This window comes from Ruegeria sp. BG3 (assembly GCF_056538485.1).
In genome coordinates, this window is sequence record NZ_JBQFTE010000001.1 from 163,345 (window position 1) to 181,288 (window position 17,944).

The following is a 17,944-nucleotide window of genomic DNA, read 5'->3' on the forward strand; positions in this document are numbered from 1 at the left end:
CTTAGTGGGCAGGGCGAATGAAGGTTCCATTGCGCAGCTCACGAAACGCCTGTTCCAGTTCGGCACGCGTGTTCATGACGATGGGTCCGTGCCACGCCACAGGCTCATCAATCGGAGCGCCCGAGATCAGCAGAAAGCGAACACCTTTAGGCCCGGCCTGAACCGTGATCTCATCCCCGGTGCCGAACCGGACCAGAGTGCGGTCTCCGGACATGTCGCGGATATTGACCTCTTGCCCAGCGACTTCCTTTTCCAACAAAACTCCGGTCGGCTGGGACGCATCGGCAAAAGCCGCCTGACCCTGAAACACATAGGCAAAGGAACGGCGGTAGGTGTCGATCTTGAACGTCTTTTTGACACCGGCAGGGATCTGCACGTCCAGATATTGGGGATCTGCAGCAATGCCGTCCACCGGGCCGGTTTTGCCCCAGAACTCTCCCACGATAACACGCACTGTGGTGCCGTCATCTTCGACAACCTCGGGGATCTCTTTGGCCTGAACGTCCTGATAGCGCGGAGCGGTCATTTTCTGATCCGAGGGCAGGTTGCCCCAGAGCTGAAACCCATGCATCTGGCCCGAGGTATTCCCGTGCGGCATTTCCTGATGCAGAATGCCGGACCCTGCCGTCATCCATTGGACATCACCCGCACCGAGCGTCCCGCTGTTGCCCAGCGAATCCGAATGCTCGACCGTGCCGGACAGAACATAAGTGATCGTCTCGATCCCGCGATGAGGATGCCAGGGAAACCCTGCCTGATAGTCCTGCGGGCGTTCATTGCGAAAGTCGTCGAACAACAGAAACGGGTCCAATTCGGACGGGTCCTGAAACCCGAAGGCGCGATGCAGCTTGACGCCTGCTCCTTCCATCGTCGGTACGGCCTTGCGTGTTTCCAATGTGGGTCTGAGGGACATGGCAACCTCCTTCATTTGTTCGCAGGATGTATGCCCATCCGGGGACTGGTCAATTTGCGCAGGGGCACCAAGAATGTGCGAAAATGTAGGGCAGGGGAGGGCCTGTTTATTTCTGCGCAAAGCGGATACACGAGACAGCAGACAGACAGGAGGCAGTCATGCAGGACGAAGTGCTGGCAACGATCGAGGCATCATCCCCAAGACGGGTGGCCGGTGTTGCTATGCTGGGCAGCGTAGGTGTTTTGGTGATTTACGTGGCGCTGGCTTCTCCGCCCGAACTCGTCTGGCAGGTGTTTTTGTTGGCGGTTGGTGCGGCGTCCTTGTGGCTGGCCTATCGCGTTTGGATGGCCACTCAGGACAGGATCGAGCTGACTGCGTCTGAACTGCGCACCGGATCGGGGCAGGTGATTGCACGGGTCGAGGAGATCGAAGCTGTGGACCGAGGTGTTTTCGCGTTCAAACCGTCGAATGGGTTTCTGGTTCGAACGCGCGAAAAGGCCAGCAACGTCTGGGCCCCCGGCCTGTGGTGGCGGCTGGGCCGCCGGGTTGGCGTCGGCGGCATGACAGCATCCGCCGAGGCCAAGTTCATGTCCGAGATACTCTCGGCTATGGTCTTACAGCGTTGACGGCTCCACGGTGGTGTTATCTTCAGGGGTACTGTCGTCATGTCCGGTATCACCCCCACCGTTACCCACGTTGTTGGCGTCCTTGCACGAGTCTGGCCCTTCGATGAAGGTGTATCCACGGGGTTGTGTGAAGATGAACTTGTCGATGAAGAAATTGTTGCTGCCGAACCCGAGTTTGAAAGGGCGCACGTAGTGGTGCCTTGTCTCGACCAAAATCATCGTGGCGTTATCTGCCATGATAGGAATGCGATCCGAGACCTGATCAACTGTTTCGTTGGACCACCGATTTAGCCCTTCACCGCGCGTGCAGGACCATTCCACATAGTGGCGATCATCAGAGTCTGTGCTTTCGTCGCCAGTGTCCCAACGCACGAAAGAAATCCGCAGCGCCAACCCATTACCTTCTTCGATCATATACTTCTGAAGATCGTACATTGATGTGATGTACTGATCTGTCACCGTATTCTTTTCTCGGGACAGGATATCGGCAACGGCGTAGGCTGCTTTCAGGTTGCTGGCGCCCTGACGATATCCGTCGAAATAGGAATAGGCCGTGAAGACTGACCAGAAGAGAAGGGGAAACACCATAATGGCTTCGATGCTGACGACGCCATCTTCTTTCTGAAGAAAACGCGCGGCAGTATTGCCAAAGCGCTTTTTGAAGAGTGATTTAAGGTTCATGGACAAACACCGTCGTTGCATGCAGTTCATATTGGCCGTCAGGATCTTGACGAACTAAGTAGCCAAACGTTGTGCCAATGAACAAAGGTGATACCTCCACACAAGCACGTATGATCATCAACTCATTTGCTGTTCCGGGTGAAAAGATCTGGTCGTCTTTGCCGCGAATTTCTTCAGGGGTATCGACGCAAAACGGTTTGTCAAAATCGCCAGAAAGGACTGCGCTACTGTCGAATTGATTGACCCTTGTCATCTCAACGGCAAGGTTTTCCTCGCATTTTGGAATGGCACCGGCCTCTTCGCAGATGATCCGCTTTATCAGATCGTGCGTCCAACCAGTTTCGCCTTCGTAAAGATCAATCCGATTCATGCGCACATCCTGGATTGTGGAGTCCAGGGCACGCTCCAGGTTGGCATGGTTCCACGCCAAAATCCCGTATTCGACGCCGGTATAGGTGGTCATGATGAAAATGGGAAACCACATTACAAATTCGATTGTGGCCATCCCCTTTTCTTCGCGGCGAAACCTTCGCAGCACGTTTTTCAGATGTCGGATCATTGGGTTAGCCTCAGATTCTGAATGCTGGCAGCGATATCGTCGAAGACTTCGCCAATCTCGGACCCTTTAGGTGCGAAATACGCGTTTTCATCCGATTTGCAGTACCATAGGAGGTTTCGACCGTTGGTGGTGGCCTCGTAAGCAACTGAGAAGATCAGGATGTTTCTTGCGCCCGATTTCGCGTAGTCGCACATCGCTTCGACCTGATCGTCTTTTGTAGAACGGTTTTCGGTCTCAGTCGCCGCGTAGTACCAATTGTATGCGTCGCTCGAGCCGACGGAATCATACAACAACTGATAGATTTCGTACCGCGAGGTACGCTCCCACAAAGCAGGCCATGTCAGAGACAAGGCACTTCCATCTTCATCGAGCTGGCGAACCTCGCTCCTGTCGAGGTTGTCGCAATAGCCGCTGCTGTAGTAGTTTCCTCTGCAAAGGTAGACATTGAACTTCCCGTCTGAGCCAGGGTCGCCGTATGCGTTGTCCTGAAACTCGTCGCGCACCCAGTATCTGCCGCGGCTGCTGTCCCAGTATGCCCTATCGACGCCCAGCCAAGCGTATTTGTAGCTGTCGTCGTCCTCGTCATAGTGGTTGACGTTGACGGAATAGATTTCTTCGTCATCATTCCACCAGATGCCCGATTGGCCATCATTGTATGGCGGTTTCACCCATGTGCGAGAGGTGTTCTCGCCATCGGTCATCAGAACAATGACTTTCATTGTGTCACTGCCAACGCTATCGGCGGGACGACCTGCAAAATCTGCCGGTATCTGGCCGTTTGCGATCATGTTGGTGACAACGGGGCGGAAGTTTTCGTCCAGCAGCGTTAGTGCCCATTTCATACCGACATTGATCGATGTGTTGTCGCGGGCGTAGAACGAATCGATATAGGTGTGCAGGTTCGTTTCGTTGTTCTGATGGACTACAAGCTGACGGCTGGCTTCAGAACGGCATCGTTCGTCAATGCGCGGTGAACTGAACCCACCGGACGGACGCTGATCTCCGCCGTAGCGAGAATAATATAGCGATTGGTTGTAGGTTTTCGAAAGATCGAACGCGCCCGCCGCCAGATCCGAGGTTTCAAAGTCGATACAATTGGCAAATCTGTTGGAGCCGGCGGTCGTGAGCTGGTTCATGACAGCAGAAGGGACACCCACCTGCGTTGCATAGGGAATGATCGAGATCGAAAGCTTGTCGGAACTCGTGTTCTCATACATTTTGGTAACAAAGCTCTTGGCTGCACCTTGCAGGTTGGTCAGGCGCGATCCTCTCATTGAACCTGAGACATCCAGAACCATTGCGATTTCCACGTTGCCGATGGACTCTTCGGCGACGCTGACGACGTTGACGTCTATCGAGTCAACGTCCCACCATTGCATGAAATGCATACCCACGGGCATGGTCGCACTTGCCTCGACCCGGCGCTGTCCGACGATCAGCTTGTTGCCGTCATCATCGCAGGACCTCGGGGTAACTTTGACCTCGCCGTCGAGAAACCTGTCCAAGTCTTCTTTGACCAAGTAGTCCTGCACGACGTCTTTCGGGCAAAGATCCTGCTGCAGGTCGGCGGCGGCCAAAACGGCGCGATCAAGCGAATACTGAAGCCGCGCGCGTTCGTGGTCATAGCGCATCATATCGACGGCAAATCCACTCACCGTGAAGATGATAAGGATCAAACTCAGCGTTAAGATGGTCATCGTCCCGCGCTCCGAGCGCAGGAAAGACGCAGCACCTTTGTCGGAGCGGCTGGATCGCTCAAGTCGTTTGTATTCAGAATTCCTAAACACTTTTTTCATATCTAGTCCCTGCAGGTAATCCGGCGCACGGAAGGCGGGTCATATCAACTTTAAGAATTTAGTCGGCGAACGTGGCGAGATTTGGGCGACTTTGCCACTATGCTGCTGGGATTGAACGGCAAACGGCCGCATTTCACTGAGGTTAGCGAAGTTTGTTTCGCGTGCGTTGACAATTCTCGGGCGCAAATTTCCGAAACCGACTCAGGGACCGTTTCGAGTCCCGATTTCATAAAGTGATGAAAATTTCATCGTTAAAGATTGCAGCTTTGCGCCAGTGGTGCGACAAAACGCCATAACGTTCGTCATTCACCGGTACGGAGGGATTAATGACCAGCACCAAAGAACCGAGCTTTCGTGAAAGTGTGGATCTGATGTTCAATAGGGCGGCGTCCCTGATGGATCTGCCGCCCGGTCTGGAGCAGAAAATCCGGGTCTGCAATGCCACCTACACGGTTCGTTTCGGGGTGCGTCTGCGCGGTGAGATTCATACTTTCACCGGCTACCGTTCCGTCCATTCCGAGCATATGGAGCCGGTCAAGGGCGGGATTCGTTATGCCTTGGCGGTGAACCAGGACGAGGTTGAGGCGCTTGCTGCGCTGATGACCTACAAATGCGCCCTGGTTGAGACGCCGTTTGGCGGCTCGAAAGGCGGGCTGTGTATTGATCCGCGCAAATACGAAGAACACGAGATGGAGCAGATCACCCGACGCTTTGCCTATGAGCTGGCCAAGCGTGATCTGATCAATCCATCGCAAAACGTTCCGGCCCCTGACATGGGTACGGGTGAGCGCGAGATGGCCTGGATGGCTGACCAATACGCACGGATGAACACCACCGACATCAACGCACGCGCTTGTGTGACGGGCAAACCGTTGAACGCAGGCGGCATTGCCGGGCGGGTCGAGGCGACAGGGCGGGGCATCCAATATGCACTGCGCGAGTTCTTCCGCCACCCTGAGGACATCGCCAAGGCCGGTTTGTCCGGCAAGTTGGACGGTAAGCGTGTCGTTGTACAGGGATTGGGCAACGTGGGCTACCACGCGGCCAAGTTCCTCGCTGAGGAAGACGGATCGCGTATTATCGGGATCATCGAATGGGACGGTGCCCTATATAACCCGGACGGTATCGACGTTGAGGCGGTGCGCAACTGGATCGTCAAACATGGTGGCGTGAAGGATTTCCCGGACGCGACCCACTCAACTGATGGCGCTTCGGTGCTTGAGGCAGACTGCGACATCCTGATCCCGGCGGCTCTGGAAGGTGTCATCAATCTGGACAATGCCGACAGAATCAAGGCGCCGCTGATCATCGAGGCCGCGAATGGACCGGTGACCGCGGGTGCAGATGAAATTCTGCGCAAGAAGGGCACCGTCATCATTCCTGATATGTATGCCAATGCGGGCGGTGTGACGGTCTCGTATTTCGAATGGGTGAAGAACCTCAGCCACATTCGATTTGGTCGCATGCAGCGCCGTCAAGAAGAGGCACGGCATGAGTTGATCGTAAGCGAGCTTGAACGGCTGGATCGTTATCTGGGCGATGCCTGGTCAATGTCGCCGGACTTCAAGGCAAAGTACCTCAAAGGTGCGGATGAGTTGGAGCTGGTACGCTCGGGCCTCGATGACACGATGCGGATCGCTTACCAGTCCATGCGCGAGGTTTGGCACAGCCGCGACGATGTCGAGGATCTGCGCACAGCCGCCTATATCGTTGCAATTGATCGCGTGGCCAAAAGCTACAGGGCCAAAGGCCTGTGACACTAGGCGCGCGGGGTGGCTTTTCTGCCCCGTGCGCAAACTGAATGCAGCGCGTCGATTGCGAAAACGGCGCTGGCAGGTAAGCTGCGGCCAGACAAACGAATCCGGGAGACCTCAATGTTGCGTATCGCCATCGCTGCAGCCTTGCTTGCAACGCCTCTGGCCGCCGCCGAAACCAAGGAACAAAGCTGCCAGTATCAAGCCGACGTCGTGGCGGCGATCCAGAAAGCGCGTCTGGACAAGGTGAAAGAGCGCGACGTTGTGGAAGCTGTAGCTGAAACCAGCCCTACATGGCCCGAGAACTATAACGCGGCGATCCCGTTGATCACGCCCTGGGTCTATGAGCAAAAAATGCGCGATGTGCGCAAAAAGGATCTTGGTGCGGCGTGGCTTGAGCTGTGTTTGCAGCAATAATCCACAGCTCAGCAATTTCCCTGTGGACAACCGCGCGTCATACCCTTGGCGCGCGTTTTCATTTCTGGCAGGTTTGAACCATGTCATTGCCCCCCGGATTTCTCGATGAGCTGCGCACCCGGCTGAGCCTGTCTCAGGTTGTTGGGCGTAAAGTCATGTGGGATCAGCGAAAATCCAATCAGGGCAAGGGGGACATGTGGGCGCCGTGCCCGTTTCACCACGAAAAAACGGCGTCTTTTCATGTAGATGACCAAAAGGGATTCTACTACTGCTTTGGCTGTCATGCCAAAGGCAACGCGTTTACTTTCGTACAGGAAACGGAAAACGTATCCTTTATGGAGGCGGTGGAAATTCTGGCGCGTGAAGCTGGCATGCCGATGCCCGCGCGCGACCCGAAAACGCAAGAAAAACAAGACCGCCGCACGCAACTGGCCGATGTGATGGAGCAGGCGGTTCAGTTCTTTCGCCTGCAACTCAAGACCGGGGCAGGCAGTGCGGCGCGCGACTATCTGGCCCGTCGAGGTTTGGACGCCAAGGCGTTGGAGCGTTGGGAGATCGGCTTTGCTCCGGACGGCTGGCAGGCGCTATGGGATCATCTGACCGGAAAGAACGTAGCCGAAGATCTGATCCTCGGGGCGGGTCTGGCCAAGCCGTCGAACAAGGGCAAGAAACCATATGACACGTTCCGCAACCGTATCATGTTCCCGATCCGTGATCCGCGCGGTCGGTGTATCGCATTCGGCGGCCGGGCGATGGACCCGAATGACAACGCCAAATACCTGAACTCACCCGAAACCGAGTTGTTCGATAAGGGCCGCAGCCTTTACAACCACGGGCCTGCGCGGCAGGCGGCCGGGAAAGGGCAGCCGCTGATCGTGGCCGAGGGCTATATGGATGTTATCGCGCTGGCCGAGGCCGGGTTCGGTGCGTCGGTTGCTCCGCTTGGAACGGCGATTACCGAACATCAGTTGCAATTGCTTTGGCGGATTTCGAATGAGCCGATCATTGCGCTGGATGGCGACACGGCCGGCCTGCGGGCGGCGATGCGGGCCGTTGATCTGGCCTTGCCACTGCTTGAGGCCGGTAAATCTCTGCGGTTTGCGCTGATGCCCGAAGGGAAAGACCCGGATGATCTGCTGCGGGCCGACGGGGCGGGGGCTGTGCAGGCCGTGCTGGACGGGGCCATCCCGATGGTGAAGTTGCTGTGGCAGCGCGAGACTGAGGGCAAGGTTTTTGACAGCCCTGAACGCAAAGCTGCGCTCGACAAGGTACTGCGCGACAAGATCAAGCTGATCCGTGACCCCTCGATCCGATCGCATTACGGGCAAGAGATCAAAGATCTGCGCTGGCAATTGTTTCGCCCGCAGAGACAGTCACAAAACCGTGCGTGGGAACCAAAAGGGAAGTGGCAGCCGCAGAAACAGCCTGCGACCGCGGGCGCGCGGGCCTCGTTCCTGGCGTCTTCGGACAATGCGGACATCCATTTGCGCGAAGCCGCGATTCTGGCCATTGCGATCTTAAACCCGCAGGTCGTGGTCCAGTTTGAGGCGCAACTGGAAGAGATGGATTGTCACGACCCTGATCATGCTGCTCTGCGTCATGCCATTCTGCGCCATGCGATTGATGATCCTGAAAACCTTCGGGACCATATCGTTGAATCTTTGGGGGCCGAACCCCTTGAAAATCTGCTGAGCCTTCGCCATGTCGCTGTGATCCCCTGTGTGTTCAAACCAGGCGACGTTGAAAAGGCCGAGATGACACTGGCCGAGGAACTCGCGAAAATCAAAGCGCTCCGGGGGTTGGATGCTGAGATTGCCGAAGCCGCAGAGGAACTGTCTGATCTGGCCGATGAGGCGCTGACCTATCGGCTGGCGCAAGCCGCCGAAGAGCGTAACCGTACAAGCCGCAGTCAGAATGAGGACAGGGCCGTTTTCGACATTGCCGACAATGGCGCGCGAATCAATCGCGACGAAAAGGATGCGTTCAAGGCAATCATGTCCGGGATCAATTTCGAACGGAAACGTCGCTGAAGTGATGTTTTCGTAAAGCACTGGAAAAGAAAAACAGGTAAACGGGTGGCCGAATCAGTTTCACGCGCTAATGATTCGGATCAAACGAATCACCCATCCCTGCAGGAGCATTGAATGGCCGCCAAAGACACGTCAGAAGATCGCAAGTCAGACGAGCAGGAACAGGAAATCTCGCTGGACATGAGCCAGGCCCAGGTCAAGAAGATGATCGCCGAGGCCCGAGAGAAAGGTTACATCACTTACGACCAGCTCAATCAGGTTCTGCCGCCTGATCAGGTCAGCTCGGAACAGATCGAAGACGTTATGTCGATGCTGTCCGAAATGGGCATCAACATCATCGAAGATGAAGAGGCCGAAGAAGAAGAAAACAAAGGTTCGACCGAACTAACCACCACGGACAACAACCGTGAGGTGGCTCTGGCCGGTGCTGCAACCGAAAAGCTGGACCGCACCGACGACCCCGTACGCATGTATCTGCGTGAGATGGGTTCGGTCGAACTGCTGAGCCGTGAGGGCGAGATTGCCATCGCCAAGCGGATCGAAGCGGGCCGGAACACGATGATTGCGGGTCTCTGCGAAAGCCCTCTGACCTTCCAGGCGATCACCATCTGGCATGACGAACTTCTGTCCGAAGACATTCTTCTTCGCGACGTCATTGATCTAGAAACCACCTTTGGCAACCAGATGGATGAAGACGGTGACGTGCAAGAGCCGGTCGTCGATACCTCGGCCGTGCAATCGGCCAAACCTGCCAAAGACACCGGCCCTGAGTTGGATGCCGATGGTAACCCGCTGAGCAATGACGACGATGATGACGAGGACGATCAGGCCAACATGTCGCTGGCCGCGATGGAAGCCGCCCTCAAGGATCAGGTTCTAACCACGCTGGAACGGATCTCGACCGATTTCTCGATGCTGTCCGAGATGCAGGACAGCCGCATTTCGGCCACTTTGAACGAAGATGGCTCGTTTAGTGAAAAAGACGAAGAGACCTATCAAAAGCTGCGCGCTGAGATTGTTGAACTGGTGAACGGTCTTCACCTGCACAACAACCGGATTGAGGCGCTGATCGACCAGCTCTATGGCATCAACCGCCGCGTGATGTCTCTGGACAGCTCGATGGTGAAACTGGCCGACCAGGCCCGCATCAACCGACGTGAGTTCATCGACGCCTATCGCGGGCGTGAACTGGACCCGAACTGGCTGGCCGAAATGGCGGAAAAGCCGGGCCGGGGTTGGCAGATGTTCATCGAACGCTCGACCGATAAGGTCGAGGAATTGCGCAGCGATATGGCTCAGGTCGGTCAGTATGTCGGTCTAGATATCAGCGAATTCCGCCGCATCGTGCAACAGGTTCAGAAGGGCGAAAAAGAAGCCCGGCAAGCCAAGAAGGAAATGGTCGAAGCCAACCTGCGTCTGGTGATCTCGATTGCCAAAAAGTACACGAACCGTGGCCTGCAATTCCTTGATCTTATTCAAGAAGGTAACATTGGCTTGATGAAGGCGGTGGACAAGTTCGAATACCGCCGCGGCTACAAGTTCTCGACTTATGCGACTTGGTGGATTCGTCAGGCGATCACGCGTTCGATTGCGGATCAGGCGAGGACCATCCGTATTCCTGTGCATATGATCGAAACGATCAACAAGCTGGTTCGAACCGGTCGTCAGATGCTGCACGAAATCGGCCGTGAACCGACGCCGGAAGAATTGGCCGAAAAGCTACAGATGCCGCTTGAGAAAGTGCGCAAGGTGATGAAAATCGCCAAAGAGCCGATCAGCCTTGAGACGCCCATCGGCGACGAAGAAGACAGCCAGCTGGGTGATTTCATCGAGGACAAGAATGCAGTGCTGCCGTTGGACAGCGCCATTCAGGAAAACCTCAAGGAAACCACGACACGGGTTCTGGCCTCACTCACCCCGCGTGAGGAGCGGGTTCTGCGGATGCGTTTCGGCATTGGCATGAACACCGACCACACTCTGGAAGAGGTCGGTCAGCAGTTCAGCGTGACCCGCGAACGTATCCGTCAGATCGAGGCGAAGGCCCTGCGGAAGCTGAAACACCCAAGCAGATCGCGGAAACTGAGGTCCTTCTTGGATCAGTAAGGTTAAAGGCGCCCCGAACGGAGGCGCCTTTTTCGTTTCGCCGTTCACATTGGCAGATTGGCCAAACACATTGGCGCGAGTTCACATGTGTTGTGGCGTGTCCGTTTCTATATCCGTCTGGTCCACTCATGGGGCGGGCCGGGGCGAGGCGGCTAAGTTGATGACCCCCGGCTTCCAAGCGTCAGTGGATGTTTGACCCGCGTTTTGAAGGCGCTCGGCGGTTGACCTGTCCAACGCTTGAACGCCGTGGAAAACGCGGATTGATCGGCGTATCCCAGAGAATAAGCGATCTCGGACAAGTTCATTCCATTGGTGATGAAGGTTTGTGCTAGATCGCAGCGCAAATCCTCAGTGATGTCGCGGTAGCTGGTGCCTTCGCTCTGCAACCGGCGGGCAAAGGTGCGGGCGCTCATGCCGAGTTTTGCTGCGACATCATCTGCGCTGAGGATTTTGCCCGGCAGCGAGCGGGTGATCAGCCCTTCGACTTTGGCGCGAGTCAATTGCTTCGGCAAGCGACGCTCGGCTAGAACGCGTTCCCCGTATTCTAATAGATGGGCGCGCAGGCTGGGGTCGTAAGTCGGGACCGGCAGGTTAAGCGAGGACGGGGACAGGACGATCTCAAGGTTTTCAGAGCCGAAGACAACCGGAAAACCAGCCAGTTGCTGGAAGGCATGGATATGATCCCCAACCTCATGCTGAAAACGTATTTCAATAGGGCGGAAATCTGTCTGTGTCAGGTTACGCATTCGGGCGACGGCGGCAAACATCAAGAACTCGGTCCGGCGGTGATAGCGAGCAAAGCTGGCGTCTTTCCAACGGGCCTCTAACGCGGCGAAATTCCCCGAAACCCGCAGGTTGAAGGCGATAGCAGGGTCGATCATGTCGTGGAAATGAGACGTGTTTTCAATCACCTGCTCCAGGTCTCGTGAGTATTTGCTGATGTAGGCCGTCAAGGTCGATGAGGACGTGACGCCAAGCCCGACACTTGCCGCAAAAGTGATATCGTTCAGGGCATCGCAGGAATAGCGGACAAATAGCGCCTCTTTGTGGGCGCAAAAGGAGGTCGCATCCTCCGGTAGGTCCTGCGGCCCAAGTCCGCTGCGATTAAGAACCGCAAGCGCTGCTTTCTGCTGTCCCAAACGCGCTTCAAGCGCATCGCGCAGCAGGTGAAGACGATCGATATCTACGTCCATCGCAGCGAAGCCTTTCTCTTTCTGGATCGGGGCCGCTCCAGCATACGGCTTTTCTGTCAGAAATTCGAATGTATTTGACCGTTTGGCACAAGACCGGTTTGCCGCTCCTGCCTATATCCTTTTCGTTGCCGGGTCAGTACCTTGTTGGGGATGAGGTCAGAGCCGCCGCCGGTCTTACCAACCGGTAACCGGGTTCCCCGGCACACCTCTCCTCCTTGTCGCATTGTTCACTTGGTGGCCCTATGGCACGCTGTTTGTGCAAGCTTGGGTAGATAACGGCGCCATGGCGGGGACTGACACAACCGATCTCTTTAACGGACGCAACCTGGTTGTCTTTGACGGAGAATGCGTGCTGTGCTCAGGCTTTTTCCGGTTCATGCTGAAGCGTGACAAAGCCCGACGCTTTGAGTTTGCAACAGCGCAGTCTCCGCTTGGTCAAAGGATGTACAAGGCGCTGAATCTGCCCACTACGGAATTTGAGACCAACCTCGTGGTAGTAGATGGTGAGGTTTTTCAACGTCTTGATGCCTTTGCAGCAGCTATGCGTGCGCTGCCGGGGGTGTGGCCATTGTTGTCACTTGTGCAGTTCCTGCCGAGCGGTGTTAAAGACCTGCTGTATTTCTCGATCGCTCGAAATCGGTATGCTCTGTTCGGGCAGTACAGTACTTGTATGATGCCGGACGCTGCTCTCTTTGAGCTTTTTGCCGAGCAGGGGTTTGACGCGTGACGGATCCGTTTCTTCAGGCTTTGACAGACCCGAGTGTTCTGCCCCAAACCGTGCGAGACCTGCATCGCAGCCCGGGCGAACATGTCGGCGAATGCGATATCGAACGTGGCCGGGGCATTCTGGTTCGACTCGCACTCAAAATGGGGCGATTTCCCCCTGCAGGTCGACATGTGCCCGTTCGACTGGTGACCCAAAATCAGGATGAAGACCATAGCTGGCTGCGAGACTTTGGAGGACACAAAACAACGTCAGAGCTGAGGTTTGACGCAAAAACGGGCTATGTGCATGAGCGTTTCGGGCCGCTTTCGATCTGGCTAAGGCTTGCGGCGTCGAAACGAGGGCTGGAGGTCCATATCCACCGCCTGACGGTTTTCGGCGTGCCGCTCCCTCAGTTTTTGCTGCCACAATCGTCGACGAGTGAATGGCAGGATGATTTGGGACGCTTTCGATTTGACGTGGCGGCTTCCATGCCGGGGTTGGGGTTGCTGATCCGCTACCACGGTTGGCTCACGCCGCTTCACGGAAAGGCGCAAGTTAGCTGAAATGATTGTGAGACCTGCTTTCCGCAGGCGCGATGACCTCTAAACTAAGGGGTGCAGTAAGTGAGGAAAGAGTATGATGAAACAGTTACAGTATTGCGCCGCAATGGCGATGTTTGCCCTGAGTGTTCCGGTAACGGCGAACGCGGCACGTTTGGGTTTTCAAGCCAATGCAATCAACAGCACCGACTTCGAAGTCATTCCCCGCACACGGGATGACACGGACGGGTATTGGTGCGAGGCGGCAGATTTCGCGCGCCGCAGCCTTGGTGCAGGTTGGCAGGACCCCATCTATGTGTTGCGCGGCTATGGACCTAGTGTAACAACTGGGCGTGTAACAGCGGTTCAGTTTTCGCTGAAACCGCCTCCGGCTGATGCTCCGGCACAAACTGGTGGCGTACAGGGCCCCTTCGTTGTCGGCTCCAGCATATCCGTGCAGGGTGCAAATGCTCGGTGTGGTCGCCGGCAGATTTTTTGACAACTAGGACAAAGGCCAAAACGCAATGCAGACGGAATTCGCGCTCCAGACCGATGGGCCCGGCTTGTACGAATTCACATCCCAGGTTGCAGGTTGGCTTAGATCCCTTGAACGGGACGGTGTCCTGACGCTGTTCGTCAGGCACACCTCCTGTTCTTTGCTGGTGCAGGAGAACGCGGACCCCGAGGTGCAGACCGATCTGCATGCGTTTTTTGAGCGTCTGGTGCCCCCGTCCGATCACCCTGCGATGTCTTACCTGCGCCATACCTATGAGGGGCCGGATGACATGCCAGCCCATATCAAGGCGGCGATGATGCCGGTTTCCTTATCTATCCCTGTCCGTCAGGGGCGGATGGTTTTGGGAACGTGGCAGGGGATTTACCTGTTTGAACACCGCCGCGCCCCGCATCAGCGGCTGGTCGCGGCACATCTGTCCTGACCCTTTATTTTGGGGTGCGAAATTCCGACTACCCAAATCCTAGCGGCTGCCCTATAGTTGTGGATAAGTAAGCCAAAGTGCTTACAAAAGAGGCCAGCTAGGGACGAGGAGACGGCGGATGCGCTGCCCGTTTTGCGGAAATATCGACACTCAGGTGAAAGATTCACGTCCGGCAGAGGATCACGTTGCGATACGCCGACGTCGGTTTTGCCCGGCCTGCGGAGGGCGCTTTACGACCTATGAACGGGTTCAGTTGCGCGATCTGGTGGTGATCAAAACCAACGGCAAACGCGAGGATTTTGACCGCGACAAGCTGGAACGCTCGATCCGTATCTCGATGCAGAAACGCCCGGTTGATCCTGAACGGATTGATCAGATGATCTCGGGGATTGTGCGGCGTCTGGAAAGCATGGGCGACACCGATATTCCGTCCAACAGAATTGGCGAGATCGTCATGGAAGCTCTGGCGCGGATTGACACCGTCGCCTATGTTCGCTTTGCGAGTGTGTACAAGAATTTCCAGGCGGCCGATGATTTCGAGGAGTTTGTCCACGAACTGCGCCCGCCGCAGCCTTCGACGGACGAGTGAGCGAAACAGATAAGCGATTTATGGCGCTGGCCTTGTCTTTGGGTCGGCGCGGTCAAGGGTCGTGTTGGCCCAACCCGGCCGTCGGGTGCGTGATTGTGCGCGACGGGAGGATCGTAGGGCGAGGGTGGACTCAACCTGGCGGACGTCCCCACGCGGAGCCTGAGGCTTTGGCGCAAGCGGGCGCACAGGCTAAAGGGGCCACGGCCTATGTCTCGCTGGAGCCATGCGCCCACTATGGCAAGACACCGCCCTGTGCCGAGGCGTTGATCTCGGCCGGTGTGGCCCGGGTTGTTGCGGCAATTGAAGATTGCGATCCTCGGGTCTCGGGGCAGGGCTTCGCCATGCTGCGCGAGGCCGGGATCGAAGTTGAAACCGGCGTGCTGGCGCAAGAGGCCGAGCGTGATCTGGCCGGGTTCTTTCTGAAAACCGAACAGGGCCGTCCGTATGTGACGTTGAAACTGGCCAACAGCTTCGACGGGCGGATTGCTACGTCCACTGGACATAGCCAGTGGATCACCGGGCCAACCGCGCGTCGCGAGGTTCACGCGATGCGCGCCCGACACGATGCGGTCATGGTTGGCGCTGGCACAGCGCGCGCGGATGATCCCTCGCTTACGGTTCGGGATCTGGGGATAGAGCGTCAGCCGGTGCGCGTGGTTGTCTCGCGCCATTTGGATTTGCCCTTAATGGGCCAACTGGCGCGCACAGCCTCAAAAACGCCCGTCTGGCTCTGTCATGGCCCGCATCCCGACGCCGAGCGCGCCCGCACGTGGGAAGGGTTGGGCGCGAAGTTGCTACCATGCGCGTTGCACGACCATCAGGTTGATGCGCGCGACCTGTTGCAACAGCTGGGCCAGGAAGGTCTGACCAGTGTTTTCTGCGAAGGCGGCTCGTCTTTGGCGGCGTCTCTGCTGGCGCAAGATCTGGTCGATGAGCTTGTAGGTTTCACGGCTGGTTTGACCATCGGTGCCGAAGGCCTTTCAGCGATTGGCGCACTAGGGTTGGAAAAACTGGACAGCGCCCCTCGGTTCGAGTTGATCGAGGCGCGCCCGGTCGGTGGCGACGTATTGCACCGTTGGGCGCGAACGACGCATTAACGTCGCCAGAGATGGGCATGGGTGGAAAAAGCACCCTGTAGCTTTGACAGGGCGCGATTCAGCGGTCCGCGTTTGGGGGGCTGACCGTGGGCCAGCCGTTCGATGGCGACTTCAACGGGGCAGGGTGCGCCTGTTAACGGGTCCAGATAGCGGGGATAGTCGATCAGGCTGGCGTGCACCAAGCCCAGCAGGGACGGACGTGCGCCGCGACGGGCCGGAACACTTCCCAGATCCGCGGTCAGGCCCCAACCAGCGTAGAAGGGCGCGCCAAGAGTGGTCACCGGAATACCGCGCAGCAGTGCCTCGAACCCCATAAGCGAGGTCATGGTCCAGACCTCCTGCGCCTCGGACAGCAAGGCCGATGGGTCGGTTTCAGTCGCGATCACATCCGCCAACCCCTCGGTGTCAATCCGGCCCGAGCGCAGGCCAGCCTCGACATCCGGATGGGGTTTGTAAATCACCACGGCATCGGGATTGGCGGACCGAACCTCGCGCAGCAGGTCCAGATTTGTGCGGATAGTGCTGGTACCCAGCAGGATGGAGACGTCATCCTCGACCTGCCCCGGCACCAGAATACGGTGCCCTTTGGGCAGAGGCGGCGCAGCGCCGCCGGTATTGTATTTGCTCAGCCCCTTAGACACGAGGGCTGAGATCACCCGCTCGGCCCGGTTTTCCTGATCCGGGCGCAGCGTTTCGCGCTTGGATATCCACTCTTCCAATCGACTGGTTTGGGTCGGGTCATAGTAGATCCCCAGATCATCCGTGACCAGCGACAGGGGAGGCACAAGATCGGCCCCCAATCCGCGTGAGCGGAGAAAGCCATCCTCGATACGGGTGACACCCTCGGAGTCGCGGGATTGATTGGCCCAGACCATGTGGGGGCGGGCGGATGGGGCAGGTGGCGACGGTAAAAACCGTATCTTCTGGTGCTGGCCGAACATGGCTTGCAGATGCTTACGCTTCCACATCCGCATGCCCGACGCGGTCCATCCCAAACGGTCCTGCCGCCACGCGCGGGTCTGCGCCTCAAGCGTGTCCAGCACGACCTCTAGCTCACATAACTGGTCCCGATAGGGATCAAACCACACGGGGTAGAGCATCATGGCAGCAGCAAACAACTGGGCGCGCGTCAGGTTGCGTTGTCTGCGTTGAACGGGGTTTTCGTCCTGCGTCAAACCCCATCCGGCATAGAATGGCTGCCCGAAGACGCGGGGTTTGTGACCGGCGAGAATGGCCTCGAACCCCATTTGCGACGAGAGCGTATAGACACTGACCGCACCGTCCAGCAGCGGCCAAGGGCTGATGTTTTCATTAACGAAGGATACGCGTTCCGAGAGGTTTTGCTCGGTGTAGTGCCCGGTGCGGTGACCAGCCAGTGTTTCGGGGTGGGTCTTGATCAGAATCGGCATCCCGGGATTTTCTTCGTGCGCGATCACCAGCATCTCAAGAAACCGGGCACGGTCCCCTCGGCTGGCCGTGACCGAAGCATCGCCGACCGTCTGATCAATCACCAGCACATAGCCGGGGTCGGGGATCGGCGCGTCGGGGTCAAAGGCGGAAAACTTGCTGAGGTTCAGTTCCTTCAGGCGCTCAATCGCGCCACGCGCGCGGTTCAGAAGCGCGGTATCATCCAGCGGATGTGTCGCCAGAAGCGTTTCCAGATCTGACGGTTGGGCCGGATCAAAGTGCAGTCCCGAGCGATCCAGAAGCAGACCCAGAGGCGGTTCCCCCTCGCGACCGGGGTGGAGAGATCGTAGAAAGGCGTCCTCGACCCGCAGCAAAGGGGTGCCCCGCTCCTGAGCGATACGTCGCCCGCGATGGGCTGTGGGGCTGTTGCCCCAAATGGCGACGGTGTCCTCGGGGCGGGGCAGGCCCAGCCGAATGTCGTATCCCGAAAGGAACAGAATGCGCCGGATGCGCCCGTTGGTCAGAAATCCGCCATTGTAGACAAATGCCCGGGACCGCGCCGCGCCGGATGCGGTGGGGTCCCGTTGGGTCATGGT

The 17,944-nt window shown here is 57.2% G+C and carries 17 protein-coding genes; 11 read left to right on the top strand and 6 right to left on the bottom strand.

Features of this window, described 5'->3' with window-relative positions:
- Position 1: 1 nt before the first annotated feature.
- Positions 2-913, bottom strand: a complete 912-nt coding sequence (locus tag ACR0AI_RS00800) for a pirin family protein (RefSeq protein ID WP_480671365.1) — start codon at positions 911-913, stop codon at positions 2-4.
- Between the two features lie 158 nt (positions 914-1,071).
- Between ACR0AI_RS00800 and ACR0AI_RS00805 the strand changes: the two genes are divergently transcribed.
- On the top strand, positions 1,072-1,539 hold the full coding sequence (locus ACR0AI_RS00805; RefSeq protein WP_209250377.1) for a hypothetical protein: 468 nt from the start codon (positions 1,072-1,074) through the stop codon (positions 1,537-1,539).
- On the opposite strand, the gene ACR0AI_RS00810 is transcribed toward ACR0AI_RS00805, so the two are convergent.
- From ACR0AI_RS00810 to ACR0AI_RS00820, 3 genes are read right to left on the bottom strand one after another with little or no spacing between them, the layout of a single operon-like run.
- Complete coding sequence (locus ACR0AI_RS00810) at positions 1,528-2,220, bottom strand: TadE/TadG family type IV pilus assembly protein (protein WP_480671363.1); 693 nt, start codon at positions 2,218-2,220, stop codon at positions 1,528-1,530. The two genes, ACR0AI_RS00805 and ACR0AI_RS00810, sit on opposite strands and share 12 nt — an antisense overlap.
- Positions 2,210-2,779: a TadE/TadG family type IV pilus assembly protein gene (locus tag ACR0AI_RS00815; protein ID WP_480671361.1), complete on the bottom strand. Its 570-nt coding sequence runs from the start codon at positions 2,777-2,779 to the stop codon at positions 2,210-2,212. Before ACR0AI_RS00815 ends, ACR0AI_RS00810 begins: the two co-directional genes overlap by 11 nt.
- Positions 2,776-4,476 carry a Tad domain-containing protein gene (locus tag ACR0AI_RS00820; RefSeq protein ID WP_480671359.1) on the bottom strand — a complete coding sequence of 567 codons (1,701 nt, stop codon included), beginning with the start codon at positions 4,474-4,476 and terminating at the stop codon, positions 2,776-2,778. Before ACR0AI_RS00820 ends, ACR0AI_RS00815 begins: the two co-directional genes overlap by 4 nt.
- Positions 4,477-4,901: 425 nt before the next feature.
- On the opposite strand from ACR0AI_RS00820, the gene ACR0AI_RS00825 reads away from it, so the two are divergent.
- The 4 genes from ACR0AI_RS00825 to rpoD all read left to right on the top strand — a co-directional run bounded on the left by ACR0AI_RS00825 (position 4,902) and on the right by rpoD (position 10,879).
- Positions 4,902-6,332, top strand: coding sequence for a Glu/Leu/Phe/Val family dehydrogenase (locus ACR0AI_RS00825; protein ID WP_170376235.1), 1,431 nt, complete (start codon positions 4,902-4,904; stop codon positions 6,330-6,332).
- Between the two features lie 117 nt (positions 6,333-6,449).
- Positions 6,450-6,746 carry a hypothetical protein gene (locus tag ACR0AI_RS00830; protein WP_170376237.1) on the top strand — a complete coding sequence of 99 codons (297 nt, stop codon included), beginning with the start codon at positions 6,450-6,452 and terminating at the stop codon, positions 6,744-6,746.
- An 80-nt stretch (positions 6,747-6,826) separates the two neighbouring features.
- Entirely contained in the window at positions 6,827-8,776 is a 1,950-nt protein-coding gene (gene dnaG, locus ACR0AI_RS00835; protein ID WP_480671357.1) for a DNA primase, read from the top strand.
- A 114-nt stretch (positions 8,777-8,890) separates the two neighbouring features.
- On the top strand, positions 8,891-10,879 hold the full coding sequence (gene rpoD, locus ACR0AI_RS00840) for an RNA polymerase sigma factor RpoD (protein ID WP_480539496.1): 1,989 nt from the start codon (positions 8,891-8,893) through the stop codon (positions 10,877-10,879).
- A 152-nt stretch (positions 10,880-11,031) separates the two neighbouring features.
- Here rpoD and ACR0AI_RS00845 read toward each other — a convergent pair whose 3' ends face one another.
- Positions 11,032-12,072, bottom strand: a complete 1,041-nt coding sequence (locus tag ACR0AI_RS00845) for a helix-turn-helix domain-containing protein (RefSeq protein ID WP_480671354.1) — start codon at positions 12,070-12,072, stop codon at positions 11,032-11,034.
- Between the two features lie 283 nt (positions 12,073-12,355).
- On the opposite strand from ACR0AI_RS00845, the gene ACR0AI_RS00850 reads away from it, so the two are divergent.
- The 6 genes from ACR0AI_RS00850 to ribD all read left to right on the top strand — a co-directional run bounded on the left by ACR0AI_RS00850 (position 12,356) and on the right by ribD (position 15,941).
- Entirely contained in the window at positions 12,356-12,799 is a 444-nt protein-coding gene (locus ACR0AI_RS00850; RefSeq protein ID WP_480671352.1) for a thiol-disulfide oxidoreductase DCC family protein, read from the top strand.
- Positions 12,796-13,341 carry a DUF4166 domain-containing protein gene (locus tag ACR0AI_RS00855; protein WP_480671351.1) on the top strand — a complete coding sequence of 182 codons (546 nt, stop codon included), beginning with the start codon at positions 12,796-12,798 and terminating at the stop codon, positions 13,339-13,341. The genes ACR0AI_RS00850 and ACR0AI_RS00855 overlap by 4 nt, the downstream gene beginning before the upstream one ends.
- Positions 13,342-13,417: 76 nt before the next feature.
- Positions 13,418-13,816, top strand: a complete 399-nt coding sequence (locus ACR0AI_RS00860; protein WP_480671349.1) for a hypothetical protein — start codon at positions 13,418-13,420, stop codon at positions 13,814-13,816.
- A 25-nt stretch (positions 13,817-13,841) separates the two neighbouring features.
- A complete protein-coding gene (locus ACR0AI_RS00865) occupies positions 13,842-14,255 on the top strand; it encodes a secondary thiamine-phosphate synthase enzyme YjbQ (RefSeq protein WP_480671347.1) in 414 nt (137 codons plus the stop codon).
- A gap of 118 nt (positions 14,256-14,373) precedes the next feature.
- Positions 14,374-14,844 (top strand): transcriptional regulator NrdR, encoded by a 471-nt coding sequence (gene nrdR / locus ACR0AI_RS00870; protein WP_170376254.1) that lies wholly within the window; start codon positions 14,374-14,376, stop codon positions 14,842-14,844.
- Entirely contained in the window at positions 14,841-15,941 is a 1,101-nt protein-coding gene (gene ribD, locus ACR0AI_RS00875; RefSeq protein ID WP_480671345.1) for a bifunctional diaminohydroxyphosphoribosylaminopyrimidine deaminase/5-amino-6-(5-phosphoribosylamino)uracil reductase RibD, read from the top strand. The genes nrdR and ribD overlap by 4 nt, the downstream gene beginning before the upstream one ends.
- Here the strand turns inward: ribD and ACR0AI_RS00880 are convergent.
- Complete coding sequence (locus ACR0AI_RS00880; protein ID WP_480671343.1) at positions 15,938-17,941, bottom strand: capsular polysaccharide biosynthesis protein; 2,004 nt, start codon at positions 17,939-17,941, stop codon at positions 15,938-15,940. The genes ribD and ACR0AI_RS00880 overlap by 4 nt on opposite strands.
- Positions 17,942-17,944 lie beyond the last annotated feature (3 nt).

Coding starts and splice junctions, on each gene's coding strand:
- ACR0AI_RS00820 (WP_480671359.1), bottom strand. CDS start 4,476: ATGACCATCTTAACGCTGAGTTTGATCCTTATCATCTTCACGGTGAGT.
- nrdR (WP_170376254.1), top strand. CDS start 14,374: ATGCGCTGCCCGTTTTGCGGAAATATCGACACTCAGGTGAAAGATTCA.
- ACR0AI_RS00850 (WP_480671352.1), top strand. CDS start 12,356: ATGGCGGGGACTGACACAACCGATCTCTTTAACGGACGCAACCTGGTT.
- dnaG (WP_480671357.1), top strand. CDS start 6,827: ATGTCATTGCCCCCCGGATTTCTCGATGAGCTGCGCACCCGGCTGAGC.
- ACR0AI_RS00845 (WP_480671354.1), bottom strand. CDS start 12,072: ATGGACGTAGATATCGATCGTCTTCACCTGCTGCGCGATGCGCTTGAA.
- ACR0AI_RS00830 (WP_170376237.1), top strand. CDS start 6,450: ATGTTGCGTATCGCCATCGCTGCAGCCTTGCTTGCAACGCCTCTGGCC.
- ACR0AI_RS00865 (WP_480671347.1), top strand. CDS start 13,842: ATGCAGACGGAATTCGCGCTCCAGACCGATGGGCCCGGCTTGTACGAA.
- ACR0AI_RS00810 (WP_480671363.1), bottom strand. CDS start 2,220: ATGAACCTTAAATCACTCTTCAAAAAGCGCTTTGGCAATACTGCCGCG.
- ACR0AI_RS00815 (WP_480671361.1), bottom strand. CDS start 2,779: ATGATCCGACATCTGAAAAACGTGCTGCGAAGGTTTCGCCGCGAAGAA.
- ACR0AI_RS00880 (WP_480671343.1), bottom strand. CDS start 17,941: ATGACCCAACGGGACCCCACCGCATCCGGCGCGGCGCGGTCCCGGGCA.
- ACR0AI_RS00800 (WP_480671365.1), bottom strand. CDS start 913: ATGTCCCTCAGACCCACATTGGAAACACGCAAGGCCGTACCGACGATG.
- ACR0AI_RS00860 (WP_480671349.1), top strand. CDS start 13,418: ATGAAACAGTTACAGTATTGCGCCGCAATGGCGATGTTTGCCCTGAGT.
- ACR0AI_RS00825 (WP_170376235.1), top strand. CDS start 4,902: ATGACCAGCACCAAAGAACCGAGCTTTCGTGAAAGTGTGGATCTGATG.
- ACR0AI_RS00805 (WP_209250377.1), top strand. CDS start 1,072: ATGCAGGACGAAGTGCTGGCAACGATCGAGGCATCATCCCCAAGACGG.
- rpoD (WP_480539496.1), top strand. CDS start 8,891: ATGGCCGCCAAAGACACGTCAGAAGATCGCAAGTCAGACGAGCAGGAA.